The 21,744-nt window shown below is 55.4% G+C and carries 18 protein-coding genes and 1 tRNA gene; 14 read left to right on the top strand and 5 right to left on the bottom strand.

All coding sequences use genetic code 11. The features are described 5' to 3' along the window. Positions 1-10 precede the first annotated feature (10 nt). From ACOT0L_RS19600 to sfmF, 3 genes are read left to right on the top strand one after another with little or no spacing between them, the layout of a single operon-like run. Positions 11-2,569, top strand: coding sequence for a fimbrial biogenesis usher protein (locus tag ACOT0L_RS19600; RefSeq protein WP_126503047.1), 2,559 nt, complete (start codon positions 11-13; stop codon positions 2,567-2,569). Continuing rightward, entirely contained in the window at positions 2,562-3,569 is a 1,008-nt protein-coding gene (gene fimH, locus ACOT0L_RS19605) for a type 1 fimbria D-mannose specific adhesin FimH (RefSeq protein WP_022647309.1), read from the top strand. Before ACOT0L_RS19600 ends, fimH begins: the two co-directional genes overlap by 8 nt. A gap of 9 nt (positions 3,570-3,578) precedes the next feature. Beyond that, on the top strand, positions 3,579-4,100 hold the full coding sequence (gene sfmF, locus ACOT0L_RS19610) for a fimbria assembly protein (protein WP_023299488.1): 522 nt from the start codon (positions 3,579-3,581) through the stop codon (positions 4,098-4,100). 50 nt (positions 4,101-4,150) lie between these two features. Here the strand turns inward: sfmF and fimZ are convergent, their stop codons facing one another. The 3 genes from fimZ to ACOT0L_RS19625 all read right to left on the bottom strand — a co-directional run bounded on the left by fimZ (position 4,151) and on the right by ACOT0L_RS19625 (position 6,993). Further along, entirely contained in the window at positions 4,151-4,783 is a 633-nt protein-coding gene (fimZ, locus tag ACOT0L_RS19615) for a fimbria biosynthesis transcriptional regulator FimZ (protein ID WP_022647311.1), read from the bottom strand. An 806-nt stretch (positions 4,784-5,589) separates the two neighbouring features. Continuing rightward, on the bottom strand, positions 5,590-6,306 hold the full coding sequence (locus ACOT0L_RS19620) for a response regulator transcription factor (RefSeq protein ID WP_023305615.1): 717 nt from the start codon (positions 6,304-6,306) through the stop codon (positions 5,590-5,592). Between the two features lie 24 nt (positions 6,307-6,330). After that, positions 6,331-6,993, bottom strand: coding sequence for an EAL domain-containing protein (locus ACOT0L_RS19625; protein WP_032670951.1), 663 nt, complete (start codon positions 6,991-6,993; stop codon positions 6,331-6,333). Between the two features lie 303 nt (positions 6,994-7,296). On the opposite strand from ACOT0L_RS19625, the gene ACOT0L_RS19630 reads away from it, so the two are divergent. Next, positions 7,297-7,373: transfer RNA gene (locus ACOT0L_RS19630), tRNA-Arg, on the top strand. Positions 7,374-7,502: 129 nt separating this feature from the next. On the opposite strand, the gene ACOT0L_RS19635 is transcribed toward ACOT0L_RS19630, so the two are convergent. Further along, positions 7,503-7,793 carry a hypothetical protein gene (locus tag ACOT0L_RS19635; protein ID WP_126503046.1) on the bottom strand — a complete coding sequence of 97 codons (291 nt, stop codon included), beginning with the start codon at positions 7,791-7,793 and terminating at the stop codon, positions 7,503-7,505. Positions 7,794-8,101: 308 nt separating this feature from the next. Between ACOT0L_RS19635 and ACOT0L_RS19640 the strand changes: the two genes are divergently transcribed. The 10 genes from ACOT0L_RS19640 (at position 8,102) to ACOT0L_RS19685 (ending at position 20,463) form a co-directional block, all read left to right on the top strand. Next, positions 8,102-8,530 (top strand): glycine zipper 2TM domain-containing protein, encoded by a 429-nt coding sequence (locus tag ACOT0L_RS19640; protein ID WP_022647316.1) that lies wholly within the window; start codon positions 8,102-8,104, stop codon positions 8,528-8,530. A 10-nt stretch (positions 8,531-8,540) separates the two neighbouring features. Further along, the gene (locus tag ACOT0L_RS19645; protein ID WP_126503045.1) at positions 8,541-9,260 is read left to right on the top strand and encodes a lipopolysaccharide core heptose(II) kinase RfaY; all 720 of its coding nucleotides are present in this window, start codon (positions 8,541-8,543) and stop codon (positions 9,258-9,260) included. A 149-nt stretch (positions 9,261-9,409) separates the two neighbouring features. Then, entirely contained in the window at positions 9,410-9,685 is a 276-nt protein-coding gene (gene yahO, locus ACOT0L_RS19650; protein WP_022647318.1) for a DUF1471 family periplasmic protein YahO, read from the top strand. 200 nt (positions 9,686-9,885) lie between these two features. Next, positions 9,886-12,069 carry a TonB-dependent receptor gene (locus ACOT0L_RS19655; RefSeq protein WP_023299498.1) on the top strand — a complete coding sequence of 728 codons (2,184 nt, stop codon included), beginning with the start codon at positions 9,886-9,888 and terminating at the stop codon, positions 12,067-12,069. 127 nt (positions 12,070-12,196) lie between these two features. Continuing rightward, the gene (locus ACOT0L_RS19660; RefSeq protein ID WP_046620486.1) at positions 12,197-14,170 is read left to right on the top strand and encodes a PhoX family protein; all 1,974 of its coding nucleotides are present in this window, start codon (positions 12,197-12,199) and stop codon (positions 14,168-14,170) included. 102 nt (positions 14,171-14,272) lie between these two features. After that, entirely contained in the window at positions 14,273-15,658 is a 1,386-nt protein-coding gene (gene pheP / locus ACOT0L_RS19665) for a phenylalanine transporter (RefSeq protein WP_023305623.1), read from the top strand. 346 nt (positions 15,659-16,004) lie between these two features. Next, the gene (locus tag ACOT0L_RS19670) at positions 16,005-17,240 is read left to right on the top strand and encodes an MFS transporter (protein WP_023299501.1); all 1,236 of its coding nucleotides are present in this window, start codon (positions 16,005-16,007) and stop codon (positions 17,238-17,240) included. A gap of 15 nt (positions 17,241-17,255) precedes the next feature. Beyond that, positions 17,256-18,281, top strand: a complete 1,026-nt coding sequence (locus tag ACOT0L_RS19675) for a sugar phosphate isomerase/epimerase family protein (RefSeq protein ID WP_069596318.1) — start codon at positions 17,256-17,258, stop codon at positions 18,279-18,281. Continuing rightward, the gene (locus tag ACOT0L_RS19680; RefSeq protein WP_126503044.1) at positions 18,274-19,416 is read left to right on the top strand and encodes a Gfo/Idh/MocA family protein; all 1,143 of its coding nucleotides are present in this window, start codon (positions 18,274-18,276) and stop codon (positions 19,414-19,416) included. The genes ACOT0L_RS19675 and ACOT0L_RS19680 overlap by 8 nt, the downstream gene beginning before the upstream one ends. Before the next feature lie 75 nt (positions 19,417-19,491). Then, positions 19,492-20,463, top strand: a complete 972-nt coding sequence (locus ACOT0L_RS19685; protein WP_023299504.1) for a LacI family DNA-binding transcriptional regulator — start codon at positions 19,492-19,494, stop codon at positions 20,461-20,463. On the opposite strand, the gene ACOT0L_RS19690 is transcribed toward ACOT0L_RS19685, so the two are convergent. Beyond that, complete coding sequence (locus ACOT0L_RS19690; protein ID WP_022647326.1) at positions 20,464-21,708, bottom strand: mechanosensitive ion channel family protein; 1,245 nt, start codon at positions 21,706-21,708, stop codon at positions 20,464-20,466. It lies immediately after the preceding gene. Positions 21,709-21,744: the final 36 nt, after the last annotated feature.

Here is a 21,744-nt window from a genome sequence, read left to right on the forward strand (position 1 = left end):
AGACAGGGCGATGAACACTCAATGGCGTTACTGCCCGGTTGCGCTGGCACTGATGGCAACGCTCTGGCCACACGCTGGCTGGGGCGAAAGCTACTTTAACCCTGCGTTTCTCTCCGATGACGCGGCGAACGTGGCGGATTTGTCGCGTTTTGAGAAAGGCCACCAGCAGGCACCGGGCGTCTATCGCGTCGATATCTGGCGTAACGATGAGTTTATCGGCACCCAGGACGTGCGGTTTGAGCAAGCCGACAACACGCCGCCGGTCGCGGGCGGTTTGTCGCCGTGCATTACGCGCGCGATGCTCGATCGCTTTGGCGTCAATATCGCCGCCTTCCCGGAACTGAGCAACGTGCAGGGCGAGACCTGCGTTCCGCTCACCACGGCTATTCCGGGCAGCGAAACGGCGTTCAACTTCGCCTCGTTGCGCCTTAACGTCAGTCTGCCTCAGGTGGCGATGCAAAACAGCGCCCGCGGGTATATTCCGCCTGAACAGTGGGATGAAGGCATCCCCGCCGCGCTGCTGAACTACAGCTTCACCGGCAACCGGGGCAGCGACGACGACAGCTACTATCTGAACCTGCAAAGCGGGTTGAACTATGGCGCCTGGCGATTACGCAATAACGGCGCGTGGCGTTATACCGAAAGCAACGGCCAGCGGCACAGCAGCTGGCAAAATATTGGCACCTGGGCGCAGCGTACGGTCATTCCGCTAAAAAGCGAGCTGGTGCTCGGCGACAGCAACACCGGTAACGATGTCTTCGACAGCGTCGGTTTTCGCGGTGGTCGGCTCTATTCGTCCGACAGCATGTATCCGGACAGCCTGCAAGGCTACGCGCCTACCGTACGCGGAATCGCCCGCACCCCTGCCAAAGTGGTTATCCGCCAGAACGGATACGTGATTTACCAGAGCTATGTGCAGCCGGGGGCTTTTGCGATAACTGACCTTAACCCGACCTCCTCAAGCGGTGACCTGGAGGTGACGGTGGAAGAGAAGGACGGCAGCCAGCAGCGCTACACCGTCCCGTATTCCACCGTTCCGTTGCTTCAGCGTGAAGGACGCTGGAAATACGATCTGGTGGCAGGGGACTATCGCAGCGGCAACAGCGAGCAGGACACGCCGTTCTTTACTCAGGGTACGATGATTGCGGGTCTTGCCGACGGCTACACGCTGTACGGCGGAACGCAGCTGGCCTCGCGCTATACCGCCATCGCCATTGGCGCGGGAAAAAACCTCGGTGACTGGGGGGCGGTGTCACTTGACCTCACCCATGCCCGCAGCCAGCTTGCCGATGACAGCCGCCATGAAGGGCAGTCTCTGCGGTTCCTGTACGCAAAATCCCTTAACGGATTCGGCACCAACTTCCAGCTGCTGGGCTATCGCTACTCGACCAAAGGCTTCTACACCCTCGACGATGTGGCCTGGCGCACAATGGAAGGCTACCAGTATGGCGACGATCAGGACGATGACGGCGTGCCGGACGTGCAGAGCTATCACAACCTGACGCTGAATAAAAAAGGACGTTTCCAGCTCAATATCTCCCAGTCTCTTGGCGATTACGGCTCGGTGTACGTGTCGGGCAGCCAGCAAAGTTACTGGGGCACCAGCGAGTCCAACGTCTGGTATCAGCTCGGCTACGCAGGCGGGGTGAAAGGGGTCAGCTACGCCTTATCCTGGTCATGGAACAAGGCCGTCGGCATTGAAGGAACTGACCGGATCGCCTCGTTTAACGTCTCCGTCCCGTTCAGCCTGTTCACCCGTCACGGCTACCGTCGCGATAACGCGATCGACCGGGCCTATGCCACGGCCTCAGCCAGCCGCAACAGCGACGGTAATACCAGCTGGCAGACCGGGATCAGCGGAACGCTGCTCCAGGATCGTAACCTGAACTACAGCGTCACGCAGGGTCACACCAGCAATAACGGTGCCAGCGGCAGCGCCAGCGCTAACTGGCAGGCAACGTACGGTACGCTGGGCGTGGGCTACAACTACACGCGGGATCAGCACGACCTCAACTGGCAGCTCTCCGGCGGCGTGGTAGGGCATTCAGACGGCATCACATTCAGTCAGCCGCTGGGCGATACCAACGTCTTGATCAAAGCGCCGGGCGCGTCAGGCGTGAGCGTCGAAAACCAGACCGGCGTCAAAACAGACTGGCGTGGCTATGCGGTGATGCCGTACGCCACGGTGTACCGTTACAACCGCGTGGCGCTCGACACTAACACCATGAGCAACAACACCGACATTGAAAATAACGTTTCCAGCGTCGTGCCGACGAACGGTGCGCTGGTGCGCGCCAGTTTTGACACCCGCATCGGCGTGCGTGCGTTGCTCACCGTGAAGCGTGATAACCAGCCTGTGCCGTTTGGGGCGGTGGTGCGTGAGACGCAGAGCGGCGTAACCAGCATGGTGGGCGATGACGGGCAGATTTACCTGAGCGGGCTGCCGCTGAGCGGGGAACTGCTGATTCAGTGGGGAGACGGGAAGCAGTCCCAGTGTCGTGCGCCCTACAGCCTGCCAGAACAGAGCCTGCAACAGGCGATCACACTTAAGGGGATCCGCTGTGAATAAAATCCATTATCTGGGGCTATCCCTTCTGGCATTTTTGCCGCTATCTGAGGCGTTCGCCACCGTCTGCGTCAATGAAAATGGCGTGCCGACGGAGGTGTATTACGACCTGACGGATAAATTCAACAGCTCCAATAACCAGGTGGGGCAGATTGTTACACTCAGCGAGAAGTCCCAGTGGGTGGGCGTCAACGCCGTCTGCCCTAAGGGAACGTCCGGGAACACCACCAAGCGTAGCTATGTGACCGAATTCCCGGTCACAGGCACCAGCGATGGCTACCAGTATCTGAAGCTAAACGACTATCTGGACGGGGCGATGAAAATCACCGACAGCTACGCTGGCACGTTCTATCCACCCAGAAAGTACATTCAGATGGGGAGCCATCCGAACGTGTCTAAAAACAAACCGTTTGGAGTACAGGATTCCAGCCTCGTCTTTCGGCTTAAGGTGACCCGACGCTTTATCAATATGGTGGTGATCCCCCGGGCAATCATGTTCCGGGTTTACGTCACCACGACCTCCACGGATCCGCTCACCACGCCGGTTTATACCATCAGCTACAGCGGGACCATTCAGGTGCCTCAGAGCTGTGAGATTAATGCCGGAAATGTGGTGGAGTTCGATTTCGGAGACATCGGCGCCTCTCTGTTCAGTAAAGCGGGCATCGGAAATAAGCCGGAGGGGATCTCAGCGCAAAGCAAAACCATCGGCATAAAATGCACCAACGTCGAGGCGAACGCCATGCTCACAATGCGTGTTGAAGCGGAGAAGGTTTCAGGCAGTACGCTGGTCTCTGATAACGCGGATGTGGGTTTTGTGATTGCCAACAGTAATGGCGTGCCGCTGACGCCGAACAACCTGACCAGCAAAATCCCGTTCCGTCTGGACGATAGCGCACAGGCACAGGTGGGGATCCGCGCGTGGCCCGTCAGCGTGACCGGTAAAAAACCTGCCGAGGGGCGTTTTACCTCTCGCGGCTATTTACGCGTCGACTATGACTAAGGAGCAGGTATGCGAAACGGAATGCGGTATTTAGCCGTCGCGCTCTTTGCGCTTTGCTCCCCTGCGCACGCAGAGACGGCGCTTGGGGAAATTAACATTCAGCTCTATGGCAATATCGTGGATTTTACCTGCGTCGCAGAGGGGGACGACAGCAATAAAACCGTCACGCTCGGCACCTGGCCCACGAAACAGCTCCGCACAACGGGAAGCCGGACGCAGCCTGTACCGTTCACCCTGAAGCTGACCGGATGCCCGCCGGGGGCGGCTTCGATCACATTTACGGGGAAGATGGACGGGCATGATAACAGCCTGCTGGCGCTGAATGATGCCAGCGCGGCCAGTAACGTGGCCGTGGAGATCCTCGACCGGGATAAAACGCGCCTCGCGTTGCAGCAGGCCAGCCAGACGGTGTCCGTGGATGCGCAGGGAAATGCCGAACTGTCGTTTTATGCCAATTATATCGCCACGGCGGATAACCCGCAGCCGGGCCGGGCTGATGCCGATGCAACTTTCATGATTAATTATAATTAATCGTATCCCCTCTCCCTGTAACGGTTATATGTTGCAGGGAGAGGGAAGGATTACAGTAATTCGTGCGCTTTCGCGTAATCAATTAATTCAACGATACTTTGTACGCCCAGCTTGGAAAAGATATTAGACTTATGAGCGCTAATTGTTTTGTTGCTAAGTAATAATTGATCCGCAATCTCCTTATTAGATAATCCGTTCGCCAGATATCGCAGAACCGTCACTTCACGATTCGATAATGGCATATCCACAGCGGCGCCTGTCCGGGAGCCTATATGGTTTATAAAACTCAATGTTTCTGACGGGAAAAAAGAATAGCCCGTCAGTATCATTTCCACCGCGTTATAAATTTCCCCCAGATCTTTCCGCTTACTGACAAAACCATTTGCCCCGGCGCGGATGGCGCGCCCTGCGTAGAAGGCTTCAGATTTCGAAGAGAGGAAGAGAATCTTAATATCTTTATTTAAGTTTCTGATTCTTTTCAATAATACGAAGCCGTCCGTGCCTGTCATTTCGATATCGAGAATGACCAGGTCGATGGGGTGGTTGCGTATACAGTCAAGCACTTCGTGGCTGTCGCCTGACTTCAGTTTGACCTGGATGTTTTTATTTTTCTGTAGCAGGACTTCTATCGACATTCTGACGATAGGGTGTTCGTCCATAATGATAACGGATGCCGGTTTCATTTTTTATGCCTCAGATTGTTAAAAGCGTTATGCTGAGTTTTGTTAAAACTCTCGAAAAGCCGGAAGGATAATTACGCAGATCCTTGTACGGTAGATCCCTGGGAAGAGCGAAAGCATCCTTGTTTACGTAGTGGTGATATCAATGCCTGAGCGCAGTTATCTCATAAGGCTGTTATGGCAAAATGATTTTTCTTATTCGCGTGTCAAACACGTCTTATTATACCGTTTAAGTATTGTCCGAAAAGCCTGTAAATTAATGTCCATATATTGATGATTATTATCTTCTGTATCTGAATCGCTAACTTTTTAAAATTAGCAAAAATGTCCTGATATTGCATTTACCACACAGTTTCATCTTTATGTAATAACAAAAAATAAACGATCTTACTGTATGTTGATCAAATGTTAACAATACGCAGGTCGTGACAAAGTGTTTTCCGCCTGTCCGCTACCTCTGATGTCCGCTCTTTAGCGCGTCATCGCCTCATTTCTAACACCTCAGGCCAGGAGGATGATCCCTTCGTCAAAACAGCACTATCTGCTGATTTCTTCACCTCTCATCGCTTTTATTTACAGATAAATCGCTTGTTTTTACACCATTATCATCCTGTTAACGGAAACGTCAGAAACTTAACGCATGGATAAAACGACTCTCGTTTAGCGTACAGGCAGCATTTCGCATGGTTTAAGATGAAGAATTAGGAATAGTTATAAAATCGAAAGTTTTGTTAAAAAACACAAAAAATTAACATATATCCTAAGTATTTTCTTAAAGGTCTTTAGGAATTAAGGGGTTACTGAATACGTTAATACGTGAAATCTGAAAGGTTGTTGAGAAGATGTAGCAACTCATGACGATGATTCAGCCCAAGTTTCGCCAGGATGCAGCTGAGACGGTAAATAATGCGGCTATAGGGGCGGTTCTGTAACTGAGCAATCTGTCGCAGGGTGCTACCCTGCGATAGCGCCTGCAGGATCGGCCATTCATCACGTGAAAACCACTCTTTCCGGTGGCCGGCGGGTGACGGCGTTTCCAGCAAGGTTTGTTGCAACGCCCGCGGCGTAAGTTGCCGTTCAATCACATGAAAAGGGCCAGCCGCTTTGCAAAACAGGCGTGTATCGTAATCATCGGCGCGGATGAGCAGGTAGGGTGTCAGGTAGGGGGCGAACAGGCTGTGGCGTCGTAATCGGTCCAGCAGGTCAATAAGCGGCGAGGCGCGGCTTTCTACATCTACCACCAGACGTGATGAAGGCCACTGATTCAGATCGCTGAGGGCGGCTTCCAGGGTGGAATAGTCACAGCAATTGCTCAGGGGAGAGTGCCCGCTCAGAAAACCGGAACGGAAAAAGTTATCCTGTGTGACCAGAACGATAAAGGGAGCATCGGTTTTGCGGGTCTGGTTGATTGACTGGCTCAAATATTCGAGACGATCAAAAAATGGGAGAGCAAAAGGCGAGTGCGTTGAACCCGGTGAATCACTTCCTGTCCGACGACGCCGGTAACGGCGTACTGTCATTCGCATAGCTTCCCTCTTGGCGATGACCGTTCAGTCCTCCTGCCATCTCCAGGATGGCCAATAATATCCCTGACCGAAGCGCGCGCCAGCCTGAAGCGCAAACTTACGATCCGTTTCTGTTTCAATGCCTTCTATGAGTACATTTTCAGCAATTTTTGAACAAAGCGTGACCAGGTTTGCCAGCGCTGGCGTTGCACGTAAACGCCAGAAAGCGATCTTATCGATTTTTATTCCGCTTAACGGCATGCGGCAGGATAAAAACGCGCGCCCTGACGCTTCATCAATGTCATCCAACCAGATCCGATGTCCTTGCGCCGTCAACTGCTGAAGCGCACAACTCACCCTCAGACGTGCCGGGTCTGAGAGAGAAAAGAAGGAAGCAGGCTCCACGAGTTCAATGTTCAGCGGTGGGCTGTTAAGTTGCAGTAAACGCTGGAACATTTCCGGTATGGTCAGAACGGTTATCGGCAAATTTATGAAAAGGTTGTCGCAGGGAAAGGGTTTTTTTAACGCAGCGATCTGTGCTTCCAGCAGCATAAGCGCCCGGGCGGCGGACCAGTCGTGAAAAAAGCCTTCGCTTTGCTGATGCGGTGACAGCACGCTGAGCACTTCAGCCCCTACCGTGCGCGAAGAGGAGAGGGCGACAATGGGTTCAAGCTTGATGCCTGTAATGTCGTGTGAGATGTGCTGCACGCACGAGGGGAAACCTGTATGGTCTGGCGCTGTCACTCCGTCGTCCTGTTCATTTCCAGCCTCCAGGCGGCCGGGATACCGCAGGACAGTGTGAAGGGGAAGTAAACAGGAAAACAGCAGGCGTTACTTAAAAGCGGCTAAGCCTTTTCGCAGCCCGTAAAAGAGGGATAAATGTTGAAAAAACAGCCGTATTTACAATCAGCTAGTCATTAACGGCAGAGAAGGTGGAAAAGGCATTGACTCACTACGCATTGACCGTATAATTCCAGGCGTTTCACCACCGCGAAGTACACTCTTCTCCGTGCGCCCTTAGCTCAGTTGGATAGAGCAACGGCCTTCTAAGCCGTAGGTCGTAGGTTCGAATCCTACAGGGCGTGCCATTAACCCTCCGGCACTCAGCCGTTCCTGACCAGCCTGAATCGTGTTTTCATTACCTTTAATAACTGGCCTTCCAGGGTCATACGACACATTGACTTTTCCCCCAGCTTACTTGCCGGGGGAGAGCGCCATTAGTGCCCTGTAACGGCCGCGGCGGCGACCGGATGGTCAGCGTTAGCGACCACGGTCGCGCGGGCGACGGAATGATAACTACCGTCTGTTGCGGCTGCGACGGCGACAGGGTGATCGGCAGATACCACCGCCGTGGTGCGGGCGACAGGATGGTTACCTTCACCGGTGGCCGCCGCAACGGCAACAGGATGATCGGCGGAGGCGACGGCAGTCGCACGGGCTACCGGATGATTTGCAAATGCAGAAAATGATGCCGCAGTGAAAGCCAGAGCGAGAATGACTTTTTTCATACTATAACTCCTGATGTTTTCCCTGTATGGACAGGGACCATTATTTTAATAACGATGATTGGTACTTATTGAGAATTGTGCAATGGATATTGCTTCGTCTGAATCAAATACTCTGACAATGTATCTGGAAAACACGTTATTGATAATTGAAGTCAATATACCTTTCCAGTTTTAAATTGTTTATTTTTAAATTTATGGTCGTTTTGTGTAAAAATAAATTATTTGCCTGGTAAAGCATATTTAGCTAAAGGAGAGGATTTTTCGCCGGGCAGAATAGTGTCACCTTCAATGTATAAGAAAGGCTTAAAATGAAAAAATATTTACTCATCGCGTTGAGCTTTCTGGCTATCACCAGTCCGGCGAGTTACGCTGGCATCCGATCGCTGGTGGAGGATGGCACGGTTCTGCAGAGCCAAATTATTACGCATACCCGAGAAGGGTATCATCCGCTGCGTACCTTAACCGCGGGCACGATTGGTGGCGTAGTGGGTCACCAGTTCGGTAACGGCAAAGGGAAAACCGCCATGACGGTAGCCGGTGCAACAGCCGGGGCGGCGGCTTCTCATAACCGGCAGTCTAACGAATTGGCAGCACAGGAAGTGAAGTTACTTATCAAGACTCAATCCGGGCAGACTATTCAGGTGGTGCAGCACAATAATGGTTTGACATTTAACCCTGGCGACAAAGTTCGTATCATCACAACGGGTTCTAATACCACCGTGGAAAAATCATACTAAGCACACTATTATGATTACAAAAATGAAATACCGTGGTTTTCACGTCTGTTATAAAAATAACGATACACGATACCTGGAAATACTGGACGATATATTGTCCTGTAATGTAAAACGACTCAGCGTTCAGATGGTATTTAAAAGCCTTCCGCATACCCACGTCTCTTTACTGAATACTCCCTACGGACAGTTTGTATTAAAGATTTACTCCCCCAGGAAAAAAAGGATAGAAAAATTTTTCAAATCGTTTTTTACGCCTAACCCCAACGAAAATTTGATTGAGCGGATCGACTATGCCGGCAGGCAAGGTCATACCTTCCCGAATGATTTTTATCTCCTGGCTGAACGCCGGATTTTCAGATTCGCAAAAATCTCGCTCATGTTGTTTGAGTATGTCCCCGGTCCGGAGTTACGCGTTCTTCCCACGATCACGCCGGACATAAAGCGTGAAATCCGACACAGTATGCAGAAAATGCACAATCTGAAAATCATTTCCGGCGATGCGCACGGCGGGAACTTCATCCTGAGTGAAAAAGGAATAAGGATCATCGATCTGTCCGGGAAGCGTTGTAACGCGAAAAGGATTGTTGAAGACAACGTGACGGCCAGCCTGCGCATTGGTATTCCCATTGAATCCCACCGGCGTTGGGAAAAACGCCTGATCGCAAAAAAAATCAGACGACACCATAAAATCGTCCAGAGGAAGTATCTGGCGCGTTCAAATACCGCTTAAACCCTTTATTCATGCAGGACAACAGCCTGTTATAAAAGAATTTTCCCTGGTATATGGCATTTTCGCCAATCCTCTACCATGCTCATTACACCTCACCGTTTCGCGTGGGGGCTTTTCGTAGTTGCTCATTAATCTTAAGGAAAAAGTTTATGAAAAAAACGACTGCTATTTTGTTGGGCACCGCGTTTCTGTTTACCACCAACGCCTTTGCGGCTGAAATGATGACAAAAAACGAATTCGAAAAAGTTGAGTCTCAGTACGAAAAAATCGGTACCGTGAGCACGGCTAACGAAGTCTCTGTCGACGATGCGAAAAAAGAGCTGGTCGAAAAGGCCGATAAAGAAGGTGCTGATGTGCTGGTGCTGACTTCCGGTAATACAAACAACAAAATTCACGGCACCGCCGATATTTACAAGAAAAAATAACGCTTTAGCAACCACCCCTGTCTGGGGGTGGTTGTGCGCCGTACTTCTCCCCCGCATCGTTTTTAACCTCTTCTCGCGCAGTGCTCCTCGTTGACGCTTGATTACGTATATATAATGCGTATAGTTCTCATTTGCATTTCATTTGATAAATACTAAGGCCCGACAACGGGCCATTTTTGCGCGCACGTTAAGAGCTCATTATGAACAACACCACAATGCACAAAACGCTGCTGGCGATTGCCATCGGCGCGGTTACACACTCCGCCTTTGCGGCGGAAGAGAAAAAAGAGGACACCATCGTGGTCCAGTCCACGGCGGGGAGTGATTTCAAACCCGGCGGTGACCAGCTGCTTCCGGCCTTCCTCGACGGCCAGGTGGCTAATGGCGGACGTATGGGGATGCTCGGGCAGCAGAACGCCATGGACGTGCCGTTCAACATCATTAGCTACACCTCGAAGCTGGTGGAAGATCAGCAGGCGAAAACCATTGCTGACGTGGTCGCTAACGACGCGGGCGTGCAGTTCGTTCAGGGGTACGGCAACAGCGCGGAAACCTTCCGTATCCGCGGCCTGAAGTTTGACGGCGACGATATGACCTTTGGCGGATTGTCCGGCGTACTGCCGCGTCAGGTGGTGGATGCCCAGATGGTTGACCGCATCGAGATCTTCAAAGGGGCCAACTCCCTGATGAACGGCGCGGCCAGCTCGGGCGTGGGCGGGATGATCAACCTTGAGCCAAAACACGCGGGCGACATCCCGCAGGCGAAAGTGGGCGTCGACTACACCTCGGATTCCCAGATTGGCACCACGCTGGATGCGGGGCGTCGCTTTGGCGATAACGACCAGTTCGGCGCGCGGGTGAACCTTGTGCATCGTGAAGGCGAAACCGGCGTGCCGAACGACCGCCGCCGCACCACGCTGCTCTCTACCGGTCTGGATTACAAAGGTGACCGTTTCCGCACCTCGCTGGACCTGGGCTATCAGAAAAAAACCTTCCACGGCAGCCCGACCAGCGTCAACATCTCGGCGGTGGACTTCGTGCCTGAACCACCGAAGAACGATCGCAACTTCTCGCAGAAGTGGGCCTACAGCGATATCGAAAACGAATTCGGCATGTGGCGCAGCGAGTACGACATCACCGATAGCTGGACGGCCTATACCGGCCTCGGCGCACAGCACGCGCACGAAGAGGGGATCTACAGCGCGCCGAAGCTGATGGATAAAAGCGGTAATGCGACGGTCAGCCGCCTTGATACCAACCGCATCAGCGATTCCGTCAGCGGCATGGCGGGCATTCGCGGTAACTTCATGACCGGCTTCGTCTCGCACAAGGTGAATGTCGGGTATTCGGCGATGACCAAAAACGAAAAAATCGCGTGGAAAATGTCTGCCGCGGCGGATAACCCGACCACCAACATCTACCACAACACTGGCGTTGCTATGCCGGACAGCAGCAACTTCAGCGGCTCAGGCGGCAAATACAGCGATCCGCTGACCAGTGGGCGCACCCGCACGCAGGGCTGGCTGTTGAGCGATACCCTGGGCGTGCTGGACGACAAACTGCTGTTTACCGCAGGCGCACGCCATCAGAAAGTGGTGATTCGCGGGTACAACAAAATTACCGGTGCGGAAAACGACGCGGACGGTTTTGACGGTAGCCGCTGGATGCCAACCTACGGCGTGGTCTATAAGCCGTGGGAGGAAATTTCCCTCTACGCCAACCACACCGAGGCGTTACAGCCCGGTGAAACTGCGCCTCGCTCAGCAAACAACTACGGCCAGAGCACCGGTATCGTGCACTCTAAGCAGAACGAAGTGGGTGTAAAGGCGGACTTTGGCCGCGTGGGCGGCTCCCTGGCACTGTTTGAGATCAAAATGCCGTCGGCTATCCTCGACGACAGCGGCCACTACGGCCTGGACGCTGAACAGCGTAACCGTGGCGTGGAGCTGAACGTTTTCGGCGAGCCAATGCTTGGGATGCGTCTGAACGCCAGCGCCACCTGGCTTCAGGCCGAGCTGACCAAAACTAAAAACGGTGTGAACCAGGGGAACGACGCGATCGGTATTCCGAGCTTCTACGCCGTGCTGGGGGCAGAATACGATATCAAGCCGATTGAGGGCCTGACGGCGACCGCGCGCGTTAACCACTCCGGCACGCAGTATGCTGACCTGGCGAATACCAAAAAGCTGGACAGCTACACCACGCTGGATCTGGGCATGCGCTATCGCTTCGCGGTGAACCACAATGAAAACCAGATGACCGTGCGCGCAGGCATCGACAACGTGACCAACGAGAACTACTGGTCAAGCGTGGATGATTCCGGTACTTACATCACTCAGGGCGAGCCGCGTACCTTTAAGGTCTCGGTTGGCTACGAGTTCTAAGCGTTCCACCTCGTTATCCGGGGCAGGGACGCCCCAATCCCTTCGTTGTTGTGTTATAAAATTGTAATAAAAGCTTCTTACACTGGTCGCCACATCCTTACCTCTTGGCCAATGACAGGAAGCCGCTATGGGCAGACCCCTCAAATCCGTATTTAAAAAAGAACATCGCGACGATATCAGTAACCGCAGCGCTAACCCGGTATTCTCCGAGGTGGCAGAGGTGTTCCTCTCCCGCCGCCGTTTTCTCCAGATGGGGGCCGTAGCGGGGGCTGCCGTATCATTCCCGTATCTGATCACACCCGAGAATGCCATTGCCGCGGTCTCAAAACCGTCCGCGCTGGCAAAAGCGGTTTCCCTGGGCTTTACCAGCATCGACGTCTCCACGGAAGATACGGTCAGGGTGCCGGAAGGCTATATTGCCCGTCCGTTCTATCGCTGGGGCGATCCGACAGGCATCAAAAACAACATGCCGGCGTTTAAACCGGACGCCAGCAATACCACAGACGAACAGGCCGTGCAGGCGGGCATGCACCACGACGGCATGGCGTGGTTTAGCCTGCCGCAGGGGGGGCAAAGCCCGGAGCATGGCCTGCTGGCGCTGAACCATGAATACATCGACAACGGAATGCTGTTTACGGACGGTACGGCGAACTGGAGCCTCGACAAAGCCCGCAAGGGGCAGAACGCGATGGGCGTGTCGGTGGTGGAAGTGAAAAAAACGGGCAGCGGCTGGGAGGTGGTGCGTCCGTCTTCGTTCGCCCGCCGTATTACCGTCAATACGCCGATGCAGCTTACCGGCCCGGCGCGGCATCAGGACTTAATGAAAACCGCCGCCGATCCGCAGGGGGAACGCGTTCTGGGCACCATGCAGAACTGCGCCAACGGCCACACGCCGTGGGGGACCTATCTCACCTGCGAGGAGAACTGGTCGGACATATTTGTGAAAAAAGCCGATCTCAACCCGCTGGAAAAACGCTACGGCATTAGCGATAGCGATGAATCGTACCGCTGGAACGAGGTGGATGAGCGGTTCAGCGTCGATAAAACCCCTAACGAACCCAACCGTTTCGGCTGGGTCGTGGAAATCGATCCCTACAACCCGACCTCCACCCCGCGCAAGCACACCGCGCTGGGCCGCTTCAAGCATGAGGGGGCAGCCGTCACGCTCGCCGCCGATAATCGCGTGGTGGCTTATATGGGTGACGACCAAAAGTTTGAGTACATCTATAAATTTGTTTCGGATAAAAAATACGATCCCGCGAACCGCGAAGCCAATATGCAGCTGCTGACGTCCGGCACGCTGTACGTCGCCAGGTTCAACGAAAACGGCAGCGGCGACTGGCTGCCGCTTGTCTTCGGGCAAAATGGCCTGGATAAAAGCAACGGTTTTGCAAGCCAGGGCGATCTGCTGATTAAAACCCGTCTGGCGGCCGACGTGGTGGGGGCAACGAAGATGGATCGCCCCGAGTGGATAGCCGTCGATCCGCACGCCAGCGGCAGCGTCTACTGTACGCTCACCAACAACAGCGATCGCGGTAAAGAGGGCAAGGCACCGGTCGACGCCGCTAACCCGCGCGCCAACAACGTGTACGGGCATATTATGCACTGGCTCGAAGAGGGGGCCGATCCTGCCGCCTCACGCTTTAAGTGGGATATTCTGGTCATGGCCGGGCGCACCGACGGCGACGATCCGAAGGCCAAAGGCTCGATGCAGGGCGCGGAATTTGGCAGCCCGGACGGCCTGTCGTTTGACCATCAGGGCGTCCTGTGGATCCAGACCGATGTCTCCTCCAGCACCATCAATAAGAAAGCGTACGAGGGGATGGGCAATAACCAGATGGTGGCTACCATTCCAGGCACCAACGAGTATCGCCGATTCCTGACCGGGCCGCGCGGGTGCGAAATCACCGGCATTGCGTTTACGCCAGACAACCGGACGCTGTTTATCAACATTCAGCATCCAGGGGAGGGCGGGGATGATATTACCGACCCGGCCAACCCTCGCGCTGTTTCCAGCTGGCCAGACGCGAGTCCGAACGGGCGTCCGCGATCGTCAACGGTGGTGATCGTCAAAGCAGACGGCGGGATCATCGGGTCGTGACGTTTATCCGCCGGGCGCATGCGCTGGCCCGGCGTTAAGCTTGCTACCACCAGCATGAAGTGTTAAAACGTGCCCCTTCTAAAAAAGAGACAGGGGTAGGGCGTGAAAGACGCGTCATCCGCTTCAGGCCATGGTAGCGCTGAAGCTTCGTCGGATCAGAGTCCGACGCTGCAACGTGGTTTGCAAAATCGACATATTCAGTTAATTGCCCTTGGCGGCGCGATCGGTACCGGGCTGTTTCTCGGCATCGGCCCCGCCATTCAAATGGCTGGTCCGGCGGTTCTGCTGGGTTACGCTCTCGCAGGGATTATCGCCTTCCTGATCATGCGCCAGCTCGGCGAGATGGTTGTTGAAGAGCCGGTGTCCGGCTCCTTCGCGCATTTTGCCTATAAATACTGGGGTCCGTTCGCAGGCTTCCTCTCCGGCTGGAACTACTGGGTGATGTTTGTGCTGGTGGGCATGGCGGAGCTGACCGCCGCAGGCATCTATATGCAGTACTGGCTGCCGGATGTCCCGACGTGGATCTGGGCGGCGGCCTTCTTCATCATCATTAACGCCGTTAACCTCGTGAACGTGCGCCTGTATGGCGAGACCGAGTTCTGGTTTGCGTTGATCAAGGTGCTGGCGATTATCGGCATGATCGGCTTTGGCCTGTGGCTGCTGTTCTCCGGCCACGGCGGCGAGCGTGCATCGATCGACAACCTGTGGCAGCACGGCGGCTTCCTGGCGACTGGCTGGAAAGGGCTGATCCTCTCGCTGGCAGTCATTATGTTCTCCTTTGGCGGTCTGGAGCTGATTGGCATCACCGCTGCTGAAGCGCGCGATCCGCACAAAAGCATTCCGAAAGCGGTCAACCAGGTGGTGTACCGTATCCTGCTGTTCTATATCGGCTCGCTGGTGGTGCTGCTGGCGCTCTATCCGTGGGTGGAAGTAAAATCTGACAGCAGCCCGTTCGTGATGATCTTCCATGACCTGAACAGCAACGTGGTGGCTTCCGCGCTGAACTTCGTCATTCTGGTGGCGTCTTTGTCGGTGTACAACAGCGGGGTTTACTCCAACAGCCGCATGCTGTTTGGCCTCTCCGTACAGGGCAACGCGCCGAAGTTCCTTACCCGCGTCAGCCGTCGCGGCGTGCCGATCAATTCGCTGTTCCTTTCCGGCGCTATCACCTCGCTGGTGGTGCTGATCAACTATCTGCTGCCGAAAGAGGCGTTTGGCCTGCTGATGGCGCTGGTTGTCGCCACGCTGCTGCTGAACTGGATCATGATCTGCCTGGCGCACCTGCGCTTTCGCGCCGCGATGCGCCGCAAGGGGCGCGAGACGCAGTTCAAGGCGCTGCTCTATCCGGCGGGGAACTACATCTGTATCGCCTTCCTCGGCCTGATTCTGGTGCTGATGTGCACCATGGATGAGATGCGCCTGTCAGCGATGCTGCTGCCGGTGTGGGTGGTGTTCCTGTTTGTTGCCTTTAAACTCTCTCGAAGGTAAAAGCAAAACGGCAACCTGGTTGCCGTTTTTAGTGTTTGCCCCCTCTCCCTGTGGGAGAGGGCCGGGGTGAGGGCACCAGACCGCACCAAACCAGACCGCACCAAACCAGACCGCACCACACTACCCGCCTTCACGCCCGGTGGCGCTGCGCTTACCGGGCCTACATGTTCGGGGACGTTATTTAGTAGGCCGGGTAAGGCGAAGCCGCCACCCGGCACCTCCGCTACACCATTATCGTGACCCCTCTCCCAATTCTGTTTCGATCCACAGGATCTTTGTTTTGTAATCGATTACTTTTCATTTGAACTAATTTGTAATCGATTACTTTTTCCGGGTGAGGCTTATCATGGTGTCAACTGAGAGTAGTGAAAAGGCGATAACGCAGCACCGGCTGCTGGTGCCGCGTCTGTCGCTGATGATGTTTCTGCAATTTTTTATCTGGGGTAGCTGGTCGGTCACGCTTGGCCTGGTGATGACCCGGCACAACATGTCACTGCTGATTGGCGACGCGTTCTCAGCCGGGCCCATCGCCTCCATTCTTTCGCCGTTCGTGCTCGGGATGCTGGTGGACCGCTTCTTCGCTTCACAGAAGGTGATGGCGGTGATGCACCTCGCGGGCGCGGCGATCCTCTGGTTCGTGCCGGGGGCGCTGATTGCTGAGAACGGCGCGCTGCTGATTGGCCTGCTGTTTGGCTACACGCTCTGCTACATGCCAACGCTGGCGCTCACCAACAACATCGCGTTCCACAGCCTGGCAAACGTGGATAAAACTTTCCCGGTGGTGCGTGTGTTTGGCACCATCGGCTGGATCGTGGCGGGCATTTTTATCGGCGTCACCGGCGTGGCGTCCAGCGTGACCATCTTCCAGGTGGCGGCGGTCAGCTCCGTGCTGCTGGCGCTCTATAGCCTGACGCTGCCGCACACGCCAGCACCGGCGAAAGGCCTGCCTGTGAAGGTGCGCGATCTCTTCTGCGCGGACGCCTTCGCGCTGCTCAAAACCCGCCACTTCTTCGTCTTCTCCGTCTGCGCAATGCTGATCTCCGTCCCGCTCGGCACCTATTACGCCTACACCGCCTCGTATCTGGCGGATGCCGGCATTGCCGACGTCAGCACCGCCATGTCCTTCGGGCAGATGTCTGAGATCGTCTTCATGCTGGTTATTCCGCTGCTGTTCCGCCGCCTGGGCGTGAAATATATGCTGCTGATCGGCATGCTGGCGTGGTTCGTGCGTTATGCCATGTTCGCGCTGGGCGTCAGCGAGGAGGGGCGCATTCTGCTGTATCTCGGCATTCTGCTGCACGGCGTCTGCTACGATTTCTTCTTTGTCGTCGGCTTTATCTACACCGACCGCGTGGCGGGAGAAAAGGTCAAAGGCCAGGCGCAGAGCATGATCGTGATGTTTACCTACGGCATCGGCATGCTGCTCGGCTCGCAGATTTCAGGGGCGCTTTACAACCGCCTGGTGGCAGGGCAGACCGTGCCGCAGGCGTGGGTTACATTCTGGTGGATCCCGGCGGTGGCTGCCGCGGCAATCGCGCTGATTTTCCTTCTCACGTTTAAGTATGACGATGACAAGGCGTAATGTTCTGGAGGTGGTATGAGGACAATGAAAGGACCGGGTATTTTTCTGTCGCAGTTTATTGGCGGGGAAGCGCCCTTCAACACGCTCGACGGGCTGGCAGGATGGGCGGCGTCGAAGGGTTACAAAGCGGTGCAGATCCCCTGCAACCATCCGCATATCTTTGATGTGGAGAAAGCCGCAGAGAGTCAGGCCTACTGCGACGACATCACCGCTAAGCTGGCCGCGCACGGGCTGGTCATCAGCGAGCTGTCGACCCATCTGGAAGGGCAGCTTGTGGCGGTGAACCCGGTTTACAGCGAGGCGTTTGACCACTTCGCACCCGCATCCGTGCGCGATAACGATGCGGCGCGTCAGACGTGGGCAACGGAAAAACTGAAGCAGGCGGCGGTCGCCTCGGCCCGATTAGGCCTGAAAGCGCACGCCACCTTCTCCGGCTCGCTGGCCTGGCCGTTTTTCTATCCGTGGCCGCCGCACAACGAGCAGCGTTTTCAGGAGGCGTTCGAGGCGCTGGCAACCCGCTGGCGGCCAATACTGGATACCTTCGACGAGCAGGGCGTGGACGTCTGCTTTGAGCTGCATCCGGGGGAAGATCTGCACGACGGCGTAACCTTCGAGCGTTTTCTGGCGCTGGTGGATAACCATCCGCGCTGCAACATACTCTACGACCCGAGCCACATGCTGCTTCAGCAAATGGATTACCTGACCTTTATTGATCTCTACCATGCGCGCATTAAAGCGTTCCATGTCAAGGACGCGGAGTTCCGCCCCAGCGGGCGCAGCGGCGTCTACGGCGGCTACCAGCCGTGGATCAACCGCGCCGGACGTTTTCGCTCGCTGGGTGACGGGCAGATCGACTTTAAGGGCATCTTCAGCAAGCTGACCCAGTACGACTACGACGGCTGGGCGGTGCTGGAGTGGGAGTGCTGCCTGAAGGATGGCGATACTGGCGCGAGTGAAGGCAGCGAATTTATCCGCCGCCACATTATTCCCGTTTCCGGACGGGCGTTTGATGATTTCGCCGCAGGGGGCAGCCATGATTAACGTCGGGATTATCGGTAGCGGGTTTATTGGCCCGGCACACATCGAGGCGCTCAGGCGTCTCGGGTTTGTGCAGGTGGTCGCGCTCTGCGACGGTTCGCTCGTTAAGGCGCAGGAAAAGGCGCGCCAGCTAAATGTGCCGCATGCTTACGCCAGCGTGGAAGAACTGCTCGCGCACCCCAATCTGCATGCGGTGCACAACTGCACGCCGAACCACCTGCACGCGGAGATTAACCGCCAGATCCTGCGCGCGGGCAAGCACGTGTTTTCCGAAAAGCCGCTGTGCATGACGCCGGACGAGGCGCGCGAGCAGGTGGCGCTGGCAGAGCAGGCGGGCGTGGTGCATGGCGTGAGCTTTGTCTATCGTCAGTTTGCGATGGTGCGCCAGGCGGCGAGCATGATGCTCGCGGGCACCCTCGGGCGGCTGTTCGCCTCGCACGGCAGCTATTTGCAGGACTGGATGCTGCTGGAAACCGACTACAACTGGAGGGTGGATGCCGCGCTCGGCGGCGCATCGCGGGCGGTGGCGGATATCGGCTCCCACTGGTGCGATACGGTGCAGTATGTCACCGGCAGGCGCATTACTGAGGTGATGGCTGATTTATCGATCGTCTGGCCGACGCGCAAGGCTAACGTGGCGGGCAGTCAGACGTTTACGCACGACGAACATGCTCACTATGAAGATAAACTGGTCACTACCGAAGACTTCGGCTCGGTGCTGTTGCGTTTTGACGACGGCAGCAAGGGCAGCTTTAGCGTCTCGCAGGTGAGCGCGGGGCGAAAAAACCGCCTGACCTTTGAAATTAACGGCAGCGAGCAGTCGGTGGCGTGGGATCAGGAAACCCCGCAGCAGCTGTGGATCGGCCATCGCACCCGGGCAAACCAGACGCTCAGCGACGATCCGGGTTTGATGAACCGTGATGTGGCCGACAGCGCCCATTTCCCCGGCGGACACATTGAAGGCTGGCCGGATGCCTTTAAAAATATGATGGCGCAGTTTTACCGTGCCGTGCAGGTGGGAGCGATGCCGGATAAGCCGCAGTTTGCCACCTTCCACGATGGCGCCAGTGTGATGTATATCCTTGATGCGATTGTGAAAAGCCATCAGCTGCAGCGCTGGGTGCGTGTGGAATACTGACGCATTGCCCGGTTCGCCGGGCAACCAATTTATGGTAGCCTGCACAAAACGCTAACCGCAGGATGTATCGTCGCTATGTCAATTCAGAAAATCGCTCAACTGGCCGGGGTATCCGTGGCAACGGTCTCTCGCGTACTGAATAACAGCGATACCGTGAAGGCAAAAAACCGCGAGCGCGTTTTGCAGGCGATCCAGGAGAGTAACTACCAGCCCAATCTGCTGGCGCGTCAGCTGCGCACCGCCCGCAGCTATATGATCCTGGTGATGGTCTCGAACATCGCCAACCCGTTCTGTGCCGAAGTGGTGAAGGGCATCGAAGCCGAGGCGGAAAAGAACGGCTACCGCATCCTGCTGTGCAACTCCGGCTCGGATATTGAGCGCTCCCGCTCGGGCTTAAGCCTGCTCTCCGGCAAAATCGTCGACGGCATTATCACCATGGATGCGTTCTCGAAGCTGCCGGAGCTGGCCGCGCTGATTGGCAACGCGCCGTGGGTACAGTGCGCCGAATACGCCGATGCGGGCGCGGTCTCCTGCGTGGGGATTAATGATGTTGATGCCTCCCAGCACGTTGTCAGCCAGCTTGCCGACGGGGGCCGCAAACGCATTGCGCTCATCAACCACGACCTCAGCTACAAATATGCCCGTTTGCGTGAACGCGGCTATAAGAGCGTCATACACCTGCGGGATCTGGACTATCAGGCGGTGGAGTACGCCAGTGAGCTCAGCTCCAGTGCGGGCATGGCGGCGATGCAAAATCTGTTAAAGGCAAACCCGCCGGATGCGGTGTTTGCCGTTTCCGATACGCTGGCGGCGGGGGCGCTGCGCGCCATTCAGCAGGCAGGGCTGCGGGTGCCAGAAGATATCGCGGTGGTGGGTTTTGACGGCACCGAGCTGGCGGAGATGATTTCTCTCACCACCATTGAACAACCGTCGCGGGATATCGGGCGCAAGGCGGTCAATCTGCTGTTAAATAAGATCGACAACCCGGATGCGCCCACGGAAAGGGTGATGATGGACTGGCGCTTTATTTCCCGCGCCAGCACCTGATTATCTGGCGATGACGCCAGCCAGCGAGCGAATATCGTTTCCGGTTGGCGACTGGTGAATACGCAGGCCAAATTCATCCACCACCGCGAAAATATGATCGAAGATGTCGGCCTGAATATCTTCGTATTCTGCCCAAATCACCGTGTTGGTAAAGGCATATATTTCAATCGGCAGCCCGTTGGCATCTGGCGCGAGCTGGCGCACCATCAGCGTCATATCTTTACGAATACGCGGGTGGTTACGCAGATATTCATTCAGATAGGCACGGAAGGTGCCGATATTGGTCATCTTGCGCAGGTTTAATACCGATTCCCCTTCGCCGTTCTGCTGATTCCACAGGTTAATTTCCTCATGACGCGCGGCCAGATACGGCTTCAGCAGTTTCGCCTGAATCAGTTTCTGCTGCTCCTGCTCATCGAGGAAATGAATGCTGGTGGTATCGATATTCAGGCTACGCTTGATGCGGCGACCACCGGAGGCTGACATGCCGCTCCAGTTGATGAACGCGTCGGACACCAGCGCCCAGGTCGGGATGGTGGTGATGGTGTTATCGAAGTTGCGCACTTTAACGGTGGTCAGGCCGATGTCGGTCACCGTGCCGTTGGCCCCGTATTTCGGCATCTCCAGCCAGTCCCCGAGCTTCAGCATGTCGTTGGCGGAGAGCTGAATACCGGCCACTAAGCCCAGTATCGGGTCTTTAAAGACCAGCATCAGAACGGCAGCCATCGCACCCAGGCCGCTTATCAGAATGGCGGGTGACTGACCGATCAGAAGGGAGATAATTAATATTCCCACCAGAATGGCGCTCACCAGCTTGATGCCCTGGAATATCCCCTTCAGCGGCAGCTGTGATGCGGTGGCCATTTTCTGCGACAGATTAAAAATCACATCCAGCAGCGAGAAGAAGGAGAGCAGGGCATAGACCATCACCCACAATTTTGCGCAGGTGGTGAGCATTTCCGCCGCTTCGCTGCCTTTTTGCAGCCACAGAACCGCCTGAACGTTGACGATTATCCCCTGGAGGGTAAACGCCAGACGGTGAAATAACTTGTTCTGCGTAATGATCTGCAACCATAAATGGCTGCTGGCCTGCGCGCGTTTTTCGAAGGCGCGCAGCACCACTTTGTGCAGAATAAAATGAACGATAATGGCTGTAAGAAAAATAATACCAAAGATAATCACTAAAGAGGTGGTGTGATTAATTTCAATCCCTAACTCTTCAACCTGAGCAATTAATTCCTGCATAACGTCTCCTGTATTGATGCAGCCCCATAATGGCGG

The organism is Enterobacter cloacae complex sp. XAL002 (genome assembly GCF_049236805.1).
Classification (GTDB): domain Bacteria; phylum Pseudomonadota; class Gammaproteobacteria; order Enterobacterales; family Enterobacteriaceae; genus Enterobacter; species Enterobacter intestinihominis.

What these genes read in the sequence shown, in the direction of transcription:
- ACOT0L_RS19600 (WP_126503047.1), top strand. Translation starts at nt 11, where the DNA reads ATGAACACTCAATGGCGTTACTGCCCGGTTGCGCTGGCACTGATGGCA.
- sfmF (WP_023299488.1), top strand. Translation starts at nt 3,579, where the DNA reads ATGCGAAACGGAATGCGGTATTTAGCCGTCGCGCTCTTTGCGCTTTGC.
- fimZ (WP_022647311.1), bottom strand. Translation starts at nt 4,783, where the DNA reads ATGAAACCGGCATCCGTTATCATTATGGACGAACACCCTATCGTCAGA.
- ACOT0L_RS19620 (WP_023305615.1), bottom strand. Translation starts at nt 6,306, where the DNA reads ATGCGAATGACAGTACGCCGTTACCGGCGTCGTCGGACAGGAAGTGAT.
- ACOT0L_RS19635 (WP_126503046.1), bottom strand. Translation starts at nt 7,793, where the DNA reads ATGAAAAAAGTCATTCTCGCTCTGGCTTTCACTGCGGCATCATTTTCT.
- ACOT0L_RS19640 (WP_022647316.1), top strand. Translation starts at nt 8,102, where the DNA reads ATGAAAAAATATTTACTCATCGCGTTGAGCTTTCTGGCTATCACCAGT.
- ACOT0L_RS19645 (WP_126503045.1), top strand. Translation starts at nt 8,541, where the DNA reads ATGATTACAAAAATGAAATACCGTGGTTTTCACGTCTGTTATAAAAAT.
- yahO (WP_022647318.1), top strand. Translation starts at nt 9,410, where the DNA reads ATGAAAAAAACGACTGCTATTTTGTTGGGCACCGCGTTTCTGTTTACC.
- ACOT0L_RS19655 (WP_023299498.1), top strand. Translation starts at nt 9,886, where the DNA reads ATGAACAACACCACAATGCACAAAACGCTGCTGGCGATTGCCATCGGC.
- ACOT0L_RS19660 (WP_046620486.1), top strand. Translation starts at nt 12,197, where the DNA reads ATGGGCAGACCCCTCAAATCCGTATTTAAAAAAGAACATCGCGACGAT.
- ACOT0L_RS19670 (WP_023299501.1), top strand. Translation starts at nt 16,005, where the DNA reads ATGGTGTCAACTGAGAGTAGTGAAAAGGCGATAACGCAGCACCGGCTG.
- ACOT0L_RS19675 (WP_069596318.1), top strand. Translation starts at nt 17,256, where the DNA reads ATGAGGACAATGAAAGGACCGGGTATTTTTCTGTCGCAGTTTATTGGC.
- ACOT0L_RS19680 (WP_126503044.1), top strand. Translation starts at nt 18,274, where the DNA reads ATGATTAACGTCGGGATTATCGGTAGCGGGTTTATTGGCCCGGCACAC.
- ACOT0L_RS19685 (WP_023299504.1), top strand. Translation starts at nt 19,492, where the DNA reads ATGTCAATTCAGAAAATCGCTCAACTGGCCGGGGTATCCGTGGCAACG.
- ACOT0L_RS19690 (WP_022647326.1), bottom strand. Translation starts at nt 21,708, where the DNA reads ATGCAGGAATTAATTGCTCAGGTTGAAGAGTTAGGGATTGAAATTAAT.